The 13,650-nt window shown below is 71.8% G+C and carries 10 protein-coding genes and 1 pseudogene; 3 read left to right on the forward strand and 8 right to left on the reverse strand.

What is annotated here, in order from left to right; all coding sequences use genetic code 11:
* Positions 1 to 10: 10 nt before the first annotated feature.
* On the forward strand, positions 11 to 520 hold the full coding sequence (locus OG276_RS40605) for a hypothetical protein (RefSeq protein WP_266914864.1): 510 nt from the start codon (positions 11 to 13) through the stop codon (positions 518 to 520).
* Positions 521 to 638: 118 nt separating this feature from the next.
* Here the strand turns inward: OG276_RS40605 and OG276_RS40610 are convergent.
* Both OG276_RS40610 and OG276_RS40615 read right to left on the reverse strand, forming a co-directional pair.
* Positions 639 to 1,289, reverse strand: a pseudogene (locus tag OG276_RS40610) (NADPH-dependent F420 reductase); the annotation flags it as partial.
* Between the two features lie 45 nt (positions 1,290 to 1,334).
* Positions 1,335 to 2,147 (reverse strand): inositol monophosphatase family protein, encoded by an 813-nt coding sequence (locus tag OG276_RS40615; protein ID WP_266914866.1) that lies wholly within the window; start codon positions 2,145 to 2,147, stop codon positions 1,335 to 1,337.
* A gap of 115 nt (positions 2,148 to 2,262) precedes the next feature.
* Here OG276_RS40615 and OG276_RS40620 point away from each other — a divergent pair, with 115 nt between their 5' ends.
* Complete coding sequence (locus OG276_RS40620; RefSeq protein ID WP_266914868.1) at positions 2,263 to 3,207, forward strand: LysR family transcriptional regulator; 945 nt, start codon at positions 2,263 to 2,265, stop codon at positions 3,205 to 3,207.
* 94 nt (positions 3,208 to 3,301) lie between these two features.
* On the opposite strand, the gene OG276_RS40625 is transcribed toward OG276_RS40620, so the two are convergent.
* From OG276_RS40625 to OG276_RS40650, 6 genes are all read right to left on the reverse strand, one after another.
* Positions 3,302 to 3,943 carry a hypothetical protein gene (locus tag OG276_RS40625; RefSeq protein ID WP_266914870.1) on the reverse strand — a complete coding sequence of 214 codons (642 nt, stop codon included), beginning with the start codon at positions 3,941 to 3,943 and terminating at the stop codon, positions 3,302 to 3,304.
* Between the two features lie 62 nt (positions 3,944 to 4,005).
* Positions 4,006 to 4,353 carry a hypothetical protein gene (locus OG276_RS40630; protein WP_266914872.1) on the reverse strand — a complete coding sequence of 116 codons (348 nt, stop codon included), beginning with the start codon at positions 4,351 to 4,353 and terminating at the stop codon, positions 4,006 to 4,008.
* Between the two features lie 112 nt (positions 4,354 to 4,465).
* Positions 4,466 to 7,384 carry a hypothetical protein gene (locus OG276_RS40635; RefSeq protein ID WP_266914874.1) on the reverse strand — a complete coding sequence of 973 codons (2,919 nt, stop codon included), beginning with the start codon at positions 7,382 to 7,384 and terminating at the stop codon, positions 4,466 to 4,468.
* Entirely contained in the window at positions 7,385 to 9,247 is a 1,863-nt protein-coding gene (locus OG276_RS40640; protein WP_266914876.1) for an HSP90 family protein, read from the reverse strand.
* 301 nt (positions 9,248 to 9,548) lie between these two features.
* Positions 9,549 to 10,532, reverse strand: coding sequence for a hypothetical protein (locus OG276_RS40645; RefSeq protein ID WP_266914878.1), 984 nt, complete (start codon positions 10,530 to 10,532; stop codon positions 9,549 to 9,551).
* Between the two features lie 144 nt (positions 10,533 to 10,676).
* Positions 10,677 to 11,786 carry a hypothetical protein gene (locus OG276_RS40650; RefSeq protein ID WP_266914880.1) on the reverse strand — a complete coding sequence of 370 codons (1,110 nt, stop codon included), beginning with the start codon at positions 11,784 to 11,786 and terminating at the stop codon, positions 10,677 to 10,679.
* Between the two features lie 917 nt (positions 11,787 to 12,703).
* Here OG276_RS40650 and OG276_RS40655 point away from each other — a divergent pair.
* The gene (locus tag OG276_RS40655; RefSeq protein WP_266914882.1) at positions 12,704 to 13,612 is read left to right on the forward strand and encodes an aminoglycoside phosphotransferase family protein; all 909 of its coding nucleotides are present in this window, start codon (positions 12,704 to 12,706) and stop codon (positions 13,610 to 13,612) included.
* Positions 13,613 to 13,650 lie beyond the last annotated feature (38 nt).

A 13,650-nucleotide genomic window follows, 5' to 3' on the forward strand; every position in this document is an offset into this window, starting at 1 on the left:
AACTGGGCGGATGCCGTCGACCGAAGCAGCAGCCAGCGAACTACAGGACCGCGCGACGCTCTGGAGCGTGGGCGAGATCCCAGCGAGCGATGTCGTCAGCGCGGCCTGTGACGCGCTCGTCGCCGGCCTGGACAGCCCCGGACTTCGGGTGCTGGCAGCCTGCACACGCGCCGAGGCGGACTACGAGGTGCACGACTTGCTCCCCGAAGCGCTCGGTGAGCTCGGCCTCATCTTCCATCCGGCCGCCACCGAGGCCGGCCGAGAAGCCGCCGTGCGAGCGCTCGCACGACGCACGCTGGCCGGCGAGCTGAAGCCTTGGGAGCTCACCTTCCGGATCAACCAGCGTTACGGGCACGAGGTGCCCCTGACAGCACGGCTCGCCGAACTCGATGACGAGTACGCCTTCCTCGAAGACAGCGGCGACGAAGCAGCTCAGATCGATGCTGAGGTCATGGCCGAAGCCCGCCGCCTCGCCGCAGTCCACCCCCGCGTGATCACGGATGATCGGGCGTCGGGCTGACCACCCGTTCCTGCTCCTCGAAGCCGCAGGTCGGTGTCCCGTCTCAGTTGATCTTGCCGATGGAGCAGCCCGCCTCGGCAGTGCCTTCGCCTGCGCCCGATGCCCCGGTCGTGATCGGTCAGCGCGCGAGGGAGACGGCGAAGGGCTTGAAGCCGTGTCGGCGCAGGATGTGGGGCACGACCAGGATCATGGCCTCGGTGGCGCGGGCCGTGGTGATGCCGCCGAGGTCTTCGATCCGTTCGGGCTGCCAGCCCAGGTCGCCGAGCAGGCCGGCGACGGTCTTCTTCACGTCCTCGTCGTCGCCCGAGAGGTAGGCGGTCGGTGGGGTGGTCAGGGTTTCGGGAGCGGTCATGACCGTGAAGAGCATGGTGTTGAGGGTCTTCACCACATGGGTGTCGGGGAGCGCGCCCTGGAGCTTCTCGGCGAGGCTGCTGCCGGGATAGCAGAGGTCGCCGGGCAGGCCGTCAGCGGCGTCGCGGGTGGCGTTGGAGACGTCGATGAGGATCTTGCCGGCGAGTTCGGTGCGCAGGTCGGTGAGGCGGTCCAGGGAGGTGTCGCCGGGCGTCGCGTTGATCACGATGTCCGCGGTGCGGGCGGTGGTGCGCTGGTCGGCGAAGGAGACGTGCGGGTCGAGACCGGCGGTGCGGGTGGCAGTGTCCTCGGGGTTCTGGCTGCCAAGGATGACGTGGTGTCCGGCTGCGGAGAGCTTGCGGGCGAGGTTGGTGCCGACGCGGCCGGCGCCCAGGATGCCGATGTTGGTCATGGGGTGATGCTCCTTGGGATATCGGGTGGGGACGGGCGGAGACGACTGCGGTCAGGCGATCGGCGCAAGGACCTTGAGGGCGGCGGCGTGGACGCCGGGTGCAGCGGCCAGGAAGTCGCGGCTGGCGGTGTTCCAGGGTTCGCCCGTCAGGTCGGTGACGGCGCCGCCGGCTTCGGAGACGAGCAGGGCGCCGGCGACCAGGCCGGAGCGGACGTCGGAGAACTGCCAGAACGCGTCCATGCGTCCGGCGGCGACGTGGATGAGCTGCATCGTGGCGGGCACGGAGACACGTACGACCAGTCCGTTGATGAGCATCGCGGTGACGGAGTCGCCGATCCGCCGGAAGGTGCGCTCGTCCTCGCCGGGCTTGGCCTGGCCGGTGCCGATGAGCGCGGCGCCCAGGTCGGTCTTGGCGGAAACCTTCAGGGGCCGGTCGTTCAGGCGGGCGCCGCCGCCGGCGGCCGCGGTGTAGGTGTCGCCGGTCAGCGGCAGGTGGACGACGGTGAGTACCGGCTGGTTGTCTCGGACGAGGGTGGCGGTGACGGCCCAGTCGTCCATGCCGTGGACGTGGTTGATGTTGCCCTCGGCGGGGTCGACGACCCACCACTCCCCCGGCGGGAGCGCGCCGCCGGCCAGCTCGTCCTCGGCCCACAGGGACCCCGGCCGGGCCCGCAGCAGTGGTTCCCGCAGCACGTCCAGCACCGCGTCGTCGTTGGCGTGGATCTCGCCGACGACCTCGTCCAGACTCACGCCCCGGGGGTGTGAGGTGTAGCGGTCGCGCAGTGTGACGCCGGCGGTCTTCACGGCGGCGGTCACCTCGGACAGGAGCGGCGTACCGGCGGCGAAAGGCATGGCTGTGCTCATGACGGGCTCCCTGGGTTCGGTCGAAGCGGGGCGGTTGTCTCGCCCCCGCACTTTGAAGGTAGGCCGACCGGTCATTAACAACAAGTGCATGCTTTTCACTCGTAGAGTTACTTGCATGCAACTGGATCTGAACCTGCTCACAGCCCTGGATGCCCTGCTGGAAGAGGGAAGCGTCGGCGGCGCGGCAGCACGCCTCCACGTCACCTCACCGGCGATGAGCCGCTCCCTGGGCCGCATTCGCAAGGCCACAGGTGACCAGATCCTGGTCCGCACCGGCCGCAGCATGGTCCCCACCACCCGCGCGCTGGCGATGCGCGCCGAGGTCCATGCCCTGGTGCAGCAGGCCCACCAGCTTCTGTCCGCGCAGCAGGAACTCGACCTGGCTGCTCTGGACCGGGTGTTCACCGTGCGCTGGCACGACGCCCTGACCGCGTCCTGCGGTACGGCCCTGGTCGCCGCCGTCCACCGTCAGGCCCCCGGCGTCCGCCTGCGCCTGTCCGCCGAGCCCGGAACGGACGACGCCGAGCTGCGTCGGGGCGAGGTGGATCTCGAATCGAGCTCCAGCGCTCCGACGCTCCCCGACATTCGCCACCGCTTGGTCGGCAGCGACCGGCTGGTCGTCGCCGTCCGGCCGGGCCACCCGCTCACCGCCGGCCCGCTGGGCGTCGAGCGCTACGCCGCCGCCGAGCACCTCACCGTTTCGCGCCGCGGAAGCCTACGCGACCCGATCGATGACGCCCTGACCGCACACGGCCTCGAACGACGCGTCGTCGCGGCCGGACCCACAGCCGCCTTCGCACTGCAACTCGCCCTCGACACCGACCTGGTCGTCACCCTCCCCGACGCGGTCACCCGCACGGCCCGGGAACAACTCGGCCTGGCCGCGCTGCCGCTGCCGCTACCACTTCCCGACGTCCCCCTGTACCTGCTGTGGCACCAGCGCTACGACAACGACCGCGCCCACACCTGGCTGCGCGAAACGGCCGCCGAAACCGTCCAGGCACTCTTCACACCCCCGACCACCCCTGAACAGCCCGTCACCAACCGGGCCGGCCGGTGAGGGACGCGCCCGGAAAAGGAAGCGGGAGCGTCCGGCGCCCTTGGCCGGTGCGGCCCGCTCCCCCGGATCGCAGGCATGGCGACTGCTCGGTCGTTCAGCCCACGCAGGCGTGCACCGTCCGCTGCCTGCACTTGAACAGCGTGTAGGTCAGGCCGACTTCCAGCGGCATCGGCTTGCCGGCCTTCCCGCCCACCACGGTCTGGCAGCTGTGGCCGGTCGTGCCGCCCATGGGGACCAGGACCGCCTTCGGAATGGCGCTGCAGCGCACGAGGTCGGGGCCGAAGTACGTGTAGACCTGGTGGGCGGCGCCGTCCCGCGTGAGGATTCCGCGGCTGGGCTCAGCACTCCACTGCACCGGTTTCCCGTGCGTATCGTTCGTCTTTCCCACGATGACCCTCCATTCGACCTCCAGGCCCTCGAACGTACTCACGCACACGCTCGCGGCGCCGTCCTTCAGCACCAGGTCGGCAGGGCACCGGGCGGTGACCTTGCCGTCGGTGCCGGCCATGTCGAGGGTCTTCGCGCGCAAGCCGGCCTCAACCACCTCGTGGAAGACCTCGCCGTCCGACGCCCACGGGATCGACAGGTCCGGCGGCTGCGGCACGGGGTTGACGACCGCATCAGGCAGCTCGGGGAAGGAGTGGTCCTGCGCGCTGTCGCCCTTCGGGTCGGAACCGCAGGCCGTGAGCACCAGGGCAAGGCCCCCTATCGCCGCGATGATCCTGTTCGTGCGCATGCCCCGACCCTATTCGGCCGGCAGGCCCACGGCGCGACCCCTACCGGCGCCCCCGCCCGCGGCTACCAGTCGAGCTCCCACAGCTTCAGGGTGCCGTCCGAGCTCCCCGAGAGCAGGAACCGGTCGTCCGGGGTGAGCGCGATGCCGTAGACGTCGTCGGTGTGGCCGTCCAGGGTTCGCACGCAGCGGCCGGTCGCCGTGTCCCGGATCCGGATCAGGCCGTCGTCCTCGCCCGTGACGGCGAACCGCCCGTCGGAGGTGAACCGGGCCGTCGGGACCTCGGTGGACCGGTCCCCGGGATCCTCGACCGAGCGCGGGTCCCGTGCGTCCTCGAAGGCGCGTACGAGATCACCCGTGGCGGCGTCGAGGAGCCAGAGGGTGCGGTCCCCGAGGTGGCCGGCTGCGAGCACGAGGCGGCCGTCGGCGCTCAGGCCCCGTCGGCCGTCCGGGGACCCCGCGCCCCCCCGGCCGAACGGTCCGGGCCCCATGTGCACGAACCGGGTGACGGCCGGGGGCGGGGTGTCAACGGCGCAGATAGTCCTGGCGGAGGGCCTCCAGGATGTCGGCTCCCTCGGTGAGACCGGCCTGGCGGCAGCGGGCGGCCGCCGTGGTGAGGCGGGCGACGGCCCCCTGGAAGCGGCCGAGGCCCTTGCCCTCGATCAGGGCGGCCATCCGTACCGCTTCGGCGCGCGGCACCTCGCCGTGCTCGCCGCCCTCCTCGTGGGCCGCGATGGCTGCCTCCGCCTCGGGCAGGGCCTCCTCGTAGCGCTCTACCTCCGCCAGGACACAGGCCCGGCGGTAGTGCACGGTTCCGCGCTCGTACCAGGGGGTGAAGTCCTCGGCGTCCTGAGGCACTCCGGCGCGGACCGCGTCCGCCCGCGCGAGGTGCTCCAGGGCCGCGTCGAGGCCTTCGGCCTCCCTGGCCGACACGGTGAGACGGGCGAACTGGCACATCATGTGGATGAGCAGCGAGGGGTTCGGCGCCTCGGCGTGCGAGGCGACCGCGCGCTCGTACGCCGCGGCCGCCGCGGCCCACCGGTCGGCCATCGCCAGCGTCACGGCCGCCTCCGCGGCCACCAGGGTGTGGACCGCGCGGTCGTCTTCCCATGCGGCGACGGTGTCCGCCAGCCGCAGGAACTCCTCCGCCGCGGGCAGGTACTCGCCGAGCTCCCGCAGTCCCCGGGCCAGGGACAGGCGCGCCTGGGCGAAGGCCCGTTCGTTGTCCGGGGTGAGGGCCTCGTCCGCCAGGAGGGATTCGAGGACTGCGACCGCGTCCTCCGGCCGGCCGCCGCGCCCCAGGACGTCCGCGAGCTGGAGGCGTACGTCGGTGGCTTCGGCCTGCTCCCCGGCCTGGTCGAAGAGCGCGGCCGCCTCGGAGAGATGGCGTACGGCGCCACCCAGGTCCCCGAGGTGCGAGGCCGCGTGCCCGAGCAGGGAGTACGTGGGGGCCAGCGCGAAGTCCGTGTCGTCGTAGCGGGCCGCGTCGGCGAGCGCGTGGTGCAGGAGCTCCGCGGCCTCCTCCGGCTCGCCCTTGGAAAGCAGGAACTGCGCGAGCATCGCGCGCAGGCGCGTACCCCGCCAGGGCCGCGCGGAGGCGGCCACGGCGTCGAGGGCCGCGCGCAGCAGTTCCTCGGCCGCGTCCGTGTCACCACCGCGGCCGGACAGGTCCGCGGTGAGCTGCAGCGCGTTGGCCACGTGGTGGGGTACGGACAACCGCTCCGCCTCGGCGCGCAGTGTCCGGGCCCGCTCCTGGAACCGCTCCGCGGCGGGCCCCTCGGTCTCCGGCAGGTCCCGCAGCGCCTCCTGGTAGGCGGCGAACGCATCGGAGTAGCGCACGGTGAGGTACTCCAGCGCGGTCTCCTCCGTCAGCGGGACCTCGGCGACGAGGCGCTCGGCTTCGGCCACGACCTCGTCGAGGTCAGCGCGGGTCGCGTCGTAATCCGCGTCGTCGGAATCGTTCCGCCAGGCCAGGGAACGGGAACGCGCGGACAGCGCGTGCCAGGGCATCCCCAGGCCCTCGTACAGCTCGGCGGCCCGCTTCAGCTCGACGACGCTCTCCTCGTCGCGTTCCTTCTTGGCGAACTTATAAGCCCGTTGGTCGGCGAGCTCGGCCATCAGGAGCTCCTGCGGGCCGAGCTCTTCGCCGGGGGCGGCGCTGCCGTCGGCCAGGCGTTCCTCGACGCGGTCCCAGAGCCGGTTCTCCCCGGGGTGGCCCGCGGCGGCCAGCCGGCGTGCCTCGCGGACCAAGGTGGCGAAGTCCTGGGAAAGGTCCGCTCCGGCGGTGGGCGTCACGGCGTCGGCCGCCGCCGCGGTGGCGGGCGCGGCAGGGCGGGTGACCCGAGCACGCAGACCGAGCGGCAACGGCTGCTCGAGGAGCGGGTGTTGCGCGAGACGAGTCCGGAGCCGGTCCCCTACGGCACTGGTGGCGTTGCGCGCGTCGAACGCGGCGGCGATCCGGCCGGCTTCGGAGCGTACGTGGGCGAGGAGCTCCCCGGCGCTCCAGTCGCGCCCGGGCGGCCCGGCAACGGCGGTGTCGGCGTGCCCGTCCTCGACCAGGCGGGTGAGCAGCACCCCCGCTCCGGTGAGGAAGCCGAGATGGGCCAGGGGCGCGCCGGTGGCCTCGAACAGCGGGCGGTTCTCCGCGAGGATCTCCAGCCCCCGTCCCTCGTTGCGGGAGAGGGCGCAGAACTCCAGGTGGAGGCCGACCTCTTCCTGCGTGCCGGTGTTCCCCCGAACCTGGCGGTAGCCGCTGAGGTGGTGGGAGCGGGCCTCGTCCGCGCGGCCCGAGCGCAGCAGCGGGAGGAGCGAGCGCGACCGGCTCAGCTGCGGCTCCTCGGTGCAGCCGGCCTCCCCGTCGAGGACCGGACCCCAGATCTCCAGCGCCCCGGCGAGGTCACCGGACTCCACCTGGTGCTGGGCGAGGTGCCGTATCTCGCAGGCCTCGCAGTCGCTCAGCTCGGTACGGGGGCGCGTGGCCCACAGGTCGTAGGCGTCGGCGAGGCCGGTGCCCGTGTGGTGCGCGATGTGGTAGCGCATCGCCGCGACCGGCTGCATGCCGTGGTCGGCCGCCTCGTAGCGGCCGCGCATCGTCTCGATCCAGCCGTGGATCGCGGCCAGTGGTACTTCGGGCACCTGCAGCAGGGAGGTCGCCACCCACTTGAAGCGCCAGAAGACCTGCCGGGCCTCCCACTGGCTGAAGGTGCCGGGGACGGTGTCCCACAGCTTGAGGAGCCGGGCGAAGACCACGGGCGACTTGCGGTGCTCGCCGGTGAACTCGTACGAGGTCATCAGCTCCAGCAGGGCCGTGACCAGGGTGTCGGGCTCGTCGAGGAGCTCGGCCGCATCGACGATCTCCTCGGCGGTGACGGTGCGGTGCAGGCCGTGCGGTCGGTCGTGGTTCTCGCGGAGTGCCTCGACCACGGCCTCGGGGGTGTCCAGCATCTACAGTTCCTTCCGGGGCTCGGAGCCGGGTGCCGCCGTTCCGCTGTGGTGCATGGCGTGGGTGAGCAGGCCGATGAAGGCCCGGTTCAGCAAGGCGCTCTCGCTGGCCCGGAGCGGGCGGCGGCTGAGCAACAGCGCCTGGCCGTAGAGGGCTTCGGCGGTCGTGACGGCCAGTCCGCGCTCGGCGATGGTGATCGCCTGGCGCACCAGCGGGTTGAGGTGGTTCAGGACGAGCTGGGCCCGTGGGGTCTCGTTGCGCAGCGAGCCGAGGATGTCGGCCCACACGCCGTCGCTGTCGGCGGCCAGGCTCGACCTGGTCCGCTCGTGGCGGGCCTCGCGGTTGTCGAGGAGCAGGGCGGAAGCGGTGACGGGCTGGAAGTCGCGCAGGACGACGTCGCAGTCGTGGACGCCGACCGTCTCCCGGGCGACGGCGAGGAAGGCCGCCGCGCGCAGCTCGGCCGACGGGTCGACGGCGTCGAGGTGGGCGGTGACGGTGGCCGGGTCGAGGTCGGTGACGGACGTGCCGGGCCGGATCTCCGGCAGGCGCAGCACGAGGTCGCGGTCGTAGGTGTAGCCGCCGTTGACGACGCCCAGACCGGCCGCCGAAGCGATGGGCGCGACCTGGCGGAACTCCTCGACGCTGCGCGTGACCAGGAGGGTCGGGTGGGTGCGCGCGAACTCCTCCAGCGTGACGTTGCCGTCGGTGGTCTCGAAGGGCAGCCACGGCAGCACGATGCGCAGCAGCTCGTCGTCGTAGCGGGCGAGGGCCTTCACGGCGAGGTGGTGCGTTTCGATGAAGCGGTGCAGGAGGGAGGGGTCGCTGGCGGCGAGCCCGGTGAGCCATTCGCGGATCCGGTCGCCCAGGGCGTCCCGTACGGCGGACAGCGTGCCGTCCTCGTACAGGGACTCCCGCGAGGCGGTGGGCCTCAGACTGGTGGTGTCGACGACGCAGCGGACGAAGAACGCCCACTCCGGGAGCAGTTCGGGCGCCTGGTCCGTGAGCAGCATGCCCTTGAGGTGGACACGGTGGCCGGCCCGTTGCGCCGGGCTCATCGCCGTGGGCAGGACGTACGCGACGCCGCGCAGCCCGGCGGCCGGGAGGTCGAGGTCGATGGTGTCGAGCGGGGTGAAATCGAACAGGTTCCGGCAGTACGCGGTCATCGCCTCGCGGCGGGCCAGCGGAGAGCGGTGGCTCTGCTCCCAGGGAGGCGTCTCGTTGACCGTGTGGGTCTCCCCGCGCGGTCCGACGACGGTGACCTCGTGGCGCAGGAGGCCGCCGTAGTGCCGGGCCAGTGAGACGACCTGCTGGGGGCTGGTCCACTCGGCGTTGTCGGCGCGCGGGGTGAGGCGCACGGTGGTGCCCGGCTCCGGCACGGCCGAGGCGGGCAGGGTGCGGATGGTGTAGCGGCCGTCGGAGTGGCCGCGCCATTCGACGGCGGGCGCCGAGGGGTCGGCCGCCGTGCGGCTGAGCACCGTGATCTCGTCGGCGACGACGAAGCAGGCGAGCAGCCCGATGCCGAACTGGCCGATGAAGTCACCGCGCGCGGCGTCGAGTCCCGCACCGTCCAGGGCTCCGTCGGGGGTCCGCTTCGAGCTGCGGCCGATGGTCGCGAGGAACCGGTGCACGTCGGCCTCGGTCAGACCGATGCCGGTGTCCGTGACCGTGAGGGTCTCGCCGGTGCGCACCGTGATGGTGGCCGGGGAGCCGGGTGCGACGGCCTGGCGCGCGGTGATGGCGTCCACGGCGTTCTGCAGCAGCTCGCGCAGGTAGACGCGGGGGCTGGAGTAGAGGTGGTGGGAGAGCAGGTCGACGAGGCCGCGAAGGTCGACCTGGAAGGTGTGGGACGTCTCGGAATCGGGCACCTGGCGGAATCTTTCGGTGGGGCCCCGCCCGCGTCGTGGGCGACGCGGACGGGAAGGGCGGGAAGGGGTGCGTGGCACTGCCGTGCGTGGCACTGCCGGGCGTGGCCGGTCGTCCGGCAGCGGCAGGGCACCGGCAGCGCGCGGGTCGGGACCGGTGGCACGGGCCGTCAGAGCGCGGAGTCGGGCCCCGGAGCGCGGGCCGTCACAGCGCGGGCGTCGCCGCGCGGTGCCGGGAGTGACCGTGCCGGCGTTCGGACGTAGGCCGGTGGCCGCCGGCAGGTGGCCCGGCGGCCCGGCGCGCTCAATGTCCGGTCGAGGACCGGTGCTTCCGATAGGCCACGGCGGGGTCGGAGCCGTTGATGTAGTACCAGGGGAACTCGGTGACCCGACCGTCGGTGGCGCGGAAACACTCCGCTGCCCCCTCGCGGTCCCCCGCGAGCGAGAATGCCATCGCGAAGGTGTTGAGGATCTGCGCCCACCCGGCCCGGCGCACGAAGTCCGGGTGCCGGAAGGAGTGGTCGGCGGCCTCCCGCAAGGACGCCGCGACCTCGGGCCCGCGCATGTACGCCGCGTCCGGGCCGGTGTCGAGGGAGAGCCACTGCTCGATGTGCGCGATGGCGACGAGCTGGCCCAGCTGTGTGCCGGCGGGTGCGCCGAACGCGGCGTCCCGGGCGAAGGCGTGCATCTCCTCGTGCGAGCCGCCCCACTTCTCGCAGGCCTGCTGCAACTGCTGCTGGTGGGCTCCCAGGTGCTGCGGGTCACGGCGTACGGTCGCCTCGAAGCGGCGGCGTGCGACGGTCGACCCGACCTGGAGGCCGCGGCCGGTGACCTGCAGGCCGTACCAGGGCGAGGTCCACCCCGGTTCGCGCTCGGCCACCTCGTACAACCACTGCTCGGCGGTGCGCAGCCGCTCGTGGAACACCTCGAACTGCTTGCTCGAAACCTCCGAGGCACGGGCGCCGGTCCGGGCCTCCCATCCCCAGCTGATGTGACGGATCCCCGCCACCAACCGGGCCAGCGCCGCGTCCTGACCCGCATCCGCTTCGAGGACCGGGACGATCCACCGCTCCACCCCGGCGGTATCGCCGACGGCCCACAGCAGTTCCGTCCGGTCGTCGCTCTCGGAACGTGCTTCGAGCACCTCGCGCACGGCGGTCCAGTCCCCGGCCGCGGCGGCCGCGCGCACGCGCCCCACGTCCGGATCGCCGGAGTCCTCCTGGACCCGCGCGACGGGCTTTCCGGCCCATTTCCCCAGCGTAAGCCCCCATTGACGGAGCAACGCCATGTCCCCACCCCTTGCCGTATCCAAACGGGGAGAGCATGGATCACCCTCCATGAGAGAAGTGACTATCACGCTCGCCCGACAATCGCATATTTGTTTACGCGAAGACCCGGCCCACGGCCGGACACCGATCCTTCAGACCACCCGTTAGCGCGCCATGCCGAAATCCTGGGCCGCCGAGGCAGGGCGGCTCCGGGACAGCCTCACGGCCCGGCCCCGGGCCGCGTCGAACGCCATGACCGGGTTCCCCGCCTTGCGCCAGGGTTCGGCTCCGCACCATGGTCCGATCTCGCGGAACTGCCGCAGAGCGGGCGCGTACATCATCGACTGGAGCATGTAGTGCGCCAGCAGGTGGCGCAGGAGCGGCAGACGCTCGTCGTCGGGCGCGACCCGGTCGAACGACGCGGCGGTCCGCTTCAGCAGGCTCCTCGTCATGGGTGTGACCGGCAGTGCGACGGCGGCGGACCGGTCGGCGAGTTCACTCAGCGCGTGCAGGTAGATCCCGGCGAGCGGGCTGCCGGCCGGGGCCTTGCGGACCGCCTGGCGGGCGAACCGCATCATCCGCCGGTTGCTTCCGTACCACTTGGCGCACCAGTACTGGAGGGCCTGCCCGTGCCCCTCGTAGTGGTGGGGCGCGCGGGCGACGAGTTCCTTCCAGAGCGGCTTGAACTGCGAGCGGCCGTACTGGGCTCCCCGTGCCGCGGTGATCATGACGACCCAGGGGCCCGGGTTCGCGGGGTCGAGCAGCGTGGCCTTGCGGGCCTCATCGATCGCAGCCGGGAGCATCTCCCGGAAGCGCTTCATGTCCTCGTACGGGACCGCGTGGGCGAAGGCGTTGCCCCGGATCTCCCAGGCACGATGGACCATGAGGCTCGCGCGGAGGGTTACCGCGTCACAGTCCCCCGGCTCGGCGGCGAGCCAGGTGTCGAGCCAGGCGCCGTCCTTCTGGGCAACATGCTGGAGGAGCTCCAGCCGGTCCCAGCGCTCGTCCCAGTCCTCTCCGGCGGCCCGGACGTACCGTTCGGCCGCCTTCCAGTCCCCTTGCCAGGCGGCGTCGGCTACGGCCTGCCTCTCCTGCGTGCGGTGGGCCGGCGCCGGCGGACCGGAGCGCCGGTTGTCGAGCGCTTCACGAGGCGCAAGGCCGTAGTCGGCGGCCACGAAGTGCTTTTCGACCCAGCGGTCGGCGGCGCCGGGGGCGAGGGAGAGGAGGAACCCGATGAGAAACACGCCGAGCACAACGGCGAGAAAGATGGTCACGGCGGGGAATCATTCCCGAAGTGATCACGCTCCGCAATAGCTTTGGCCATCGATAAGGCGAGGTCAGAGCGGGCGTAGCGGCACAACACCCCCACACGACACCCAGCGCCACGACGTCGCGGCGCCGATGGGCGACCTCGCCGAAGCGGCAGGGTGCCGAACGCACCCGCGGCTTTCCATACCGTCCGCATCATCCGACCGATTGCCCGAAGGACCCCGAGGAGCGGCCCAGCCAGGAGACCAGAGAGCCGGCGTCGCGGGTCCGGTCCGGTCGGGTCGGGTCGGGTCGGGTCGGGTGTCGTCGCACGTCGGCTTCGGCGGGGCCTTGGCCAGAACGTCCCGCCAGTAGGCGACCTCCCCGGCCACTCCTCGCTTCACGGGATGGACGACCTCGGCGAACGCGAAGCCGTAGTTGTTCGTCCCGGGCCCGGCAGTCAGGTCCCCCGGGCCGACGGCCACCACGTGCTGACGGCCGGCCTCAAGGAGCACCTCCTGCCGGTTCGGGGTGACCGTCAGGGTGTAATGAACCGGGGCCTCGCCGGACTGCACCCGCTGGGTGATCGCCACCGCAGGAGCCCACTCCTCCTTCACCACTGCCAAGACGCGCACAGGCGTTGTCACGAACTTCCCCGCCTCAGCGTTGGAGATCCCCGCCAACGAGACCGGTCCGGCCGGGCTGCCGGAGTGACGTACGTGCTCAGCGGCTGGGACCGTACCGGCCGGGTGCCGCTCGGCGAGCCACGCAACACCTTGCCGGGGTACCGCGTCGGCGTCGGCCGCCTCCGTGTCCCTCAGCGGTCGGCCGAACCCGGTCCTCATTCCCACTCGGTCTCACATGGCATGGCGGATCGCGGTCTGAGCGTCCACGGCCTCGAAAATGACTGGCGTCGGCGAGGCCCGGGCAGAAGGCTCTCAGCGTGACACTTCATGAGAACGAGATCCGTGTGGATGAGGCGGTCGTCCGGTCGCTGCTGCGGGAGCAGAAACCGGAGTGGTCCGCCCTTCCCATCTCACCGGCCGGCGAGGGCACCGACAACAGGATGTACCGGCTCGGCGACCAGCTGCTCATACGGTTGCCGCGTACTCCGGACAACTCGAAGGCCGTACGCAAAGAGCAGACGTGGCTGCCGCGGCTGGCTCCTCACCTTCCCTGTCACATCCCGGAGCCGGTGCACGCCGGCACCCCGAGTTCCGCATTTCCGCTCGCCTGGTCGGTGTACCGCTGGATCGACGGCGATGAAGCCGGCCTGGGATCGGTCACCGATTGGCCCGCCTTCGGGGCCGACCTGGCGGCGATCGTGCAGAGCCTGCACTCCACCCCCCTTATGGGAGCCACTCGTCAGGACGAGCTCAGCTGGTACCGCGGAGGTGGCCTGCAAGCTTGTGACCGGTGGATCAGCGAGTACTTCGACAACTGCCGCATGATCGAGGGCCTCGACCTCGATATCGCACACCTGCGACACCTGTGGCAAGGTGCGCTCGCCTTGCCCGAGCCGTCCGGCCACCAGGTGTGGCTTCACGGAGATCTCAAACCCAGCAACCTCCTCGTACAGCAGGGAAAGCTGCACGCGGTCATCGACTTCGGAGCCCTCTCAGTCGGCTTCCCCGACGCCGAGCACGCACCGCTGTGGGACCTTCCGCCCGGGGCCCGGCAGGCATACTGGGACGCCATAAGCCTCGACAACGAGACCTGGCTGCGTGCCCGGGCGTGGGCCATCGCCGTCGGAGTCAGCGGAGTGTCGTACTACTGGGCCACCTATCCCGCCTTCGTCAACGAATGCCTCTCGCGTCTCCGCGCGATCCTGGAGGCCGCCGGAGAGCGGTGAACCGGTCCCGGATGGGCCCCTCGCCGCGAGCTCCGGTT

This window comes from Streptomyces sp. NBC_00086, from assembly GCF_026343255.1.
Lineage (GTDB): Bacteria > Actinomycetota > Actinomycetes > Streptomycetales > Streptomycetaceae > Streptomyces.

Excerpts from the sequence above, each read along its gene's own strand:
- OG276_RS40635 (WP_266914874.1), bottom strand. The coding sequence starts at position 7,384 with ATGCTGGACACCCCCGAGGCCGTGGTCGAGGCACTCCGCGAGAACCAC.
- OG276_RS40645 (WP_266914878.1), bottom strand. The coding sequence starts at position 10,532 with ATGGCGTTGCTCCGTCAATGGGGGCTTACGCTGGGGAAATGGGCCGGA.
- OG276_RS40615 (WP_266914866.1), bottom strand. The coding sequence starts at position 2,147 with ATGAGCACAGCCATGCCTTTCGCCGCCGGTACGCCGCTCCTGTCCGAG.
- OG276_RS40625 (WP_266914870.1), bottom strand. The coding sequence starts at position 3,943 with ATGCGCACGAACAGGATCATCGCGGCGATAGGGGGCCTTGCCCTGGTG.
- OG276_RS40605 (WP_266914864.1), top strand. The coding sequence starts at position 11 with ATGCCGTCGACCGAAGCAGCAGCCAGCGAACTACAGGACCGCGCGACG.
- OG276_RS40620 (WP_266914868.1), top strand. The coding sequence starts at position 2,263 with ATGCAACTGGATCTGAACCTGCTCACAGCCCTGGATGCCCTGCTGGAA.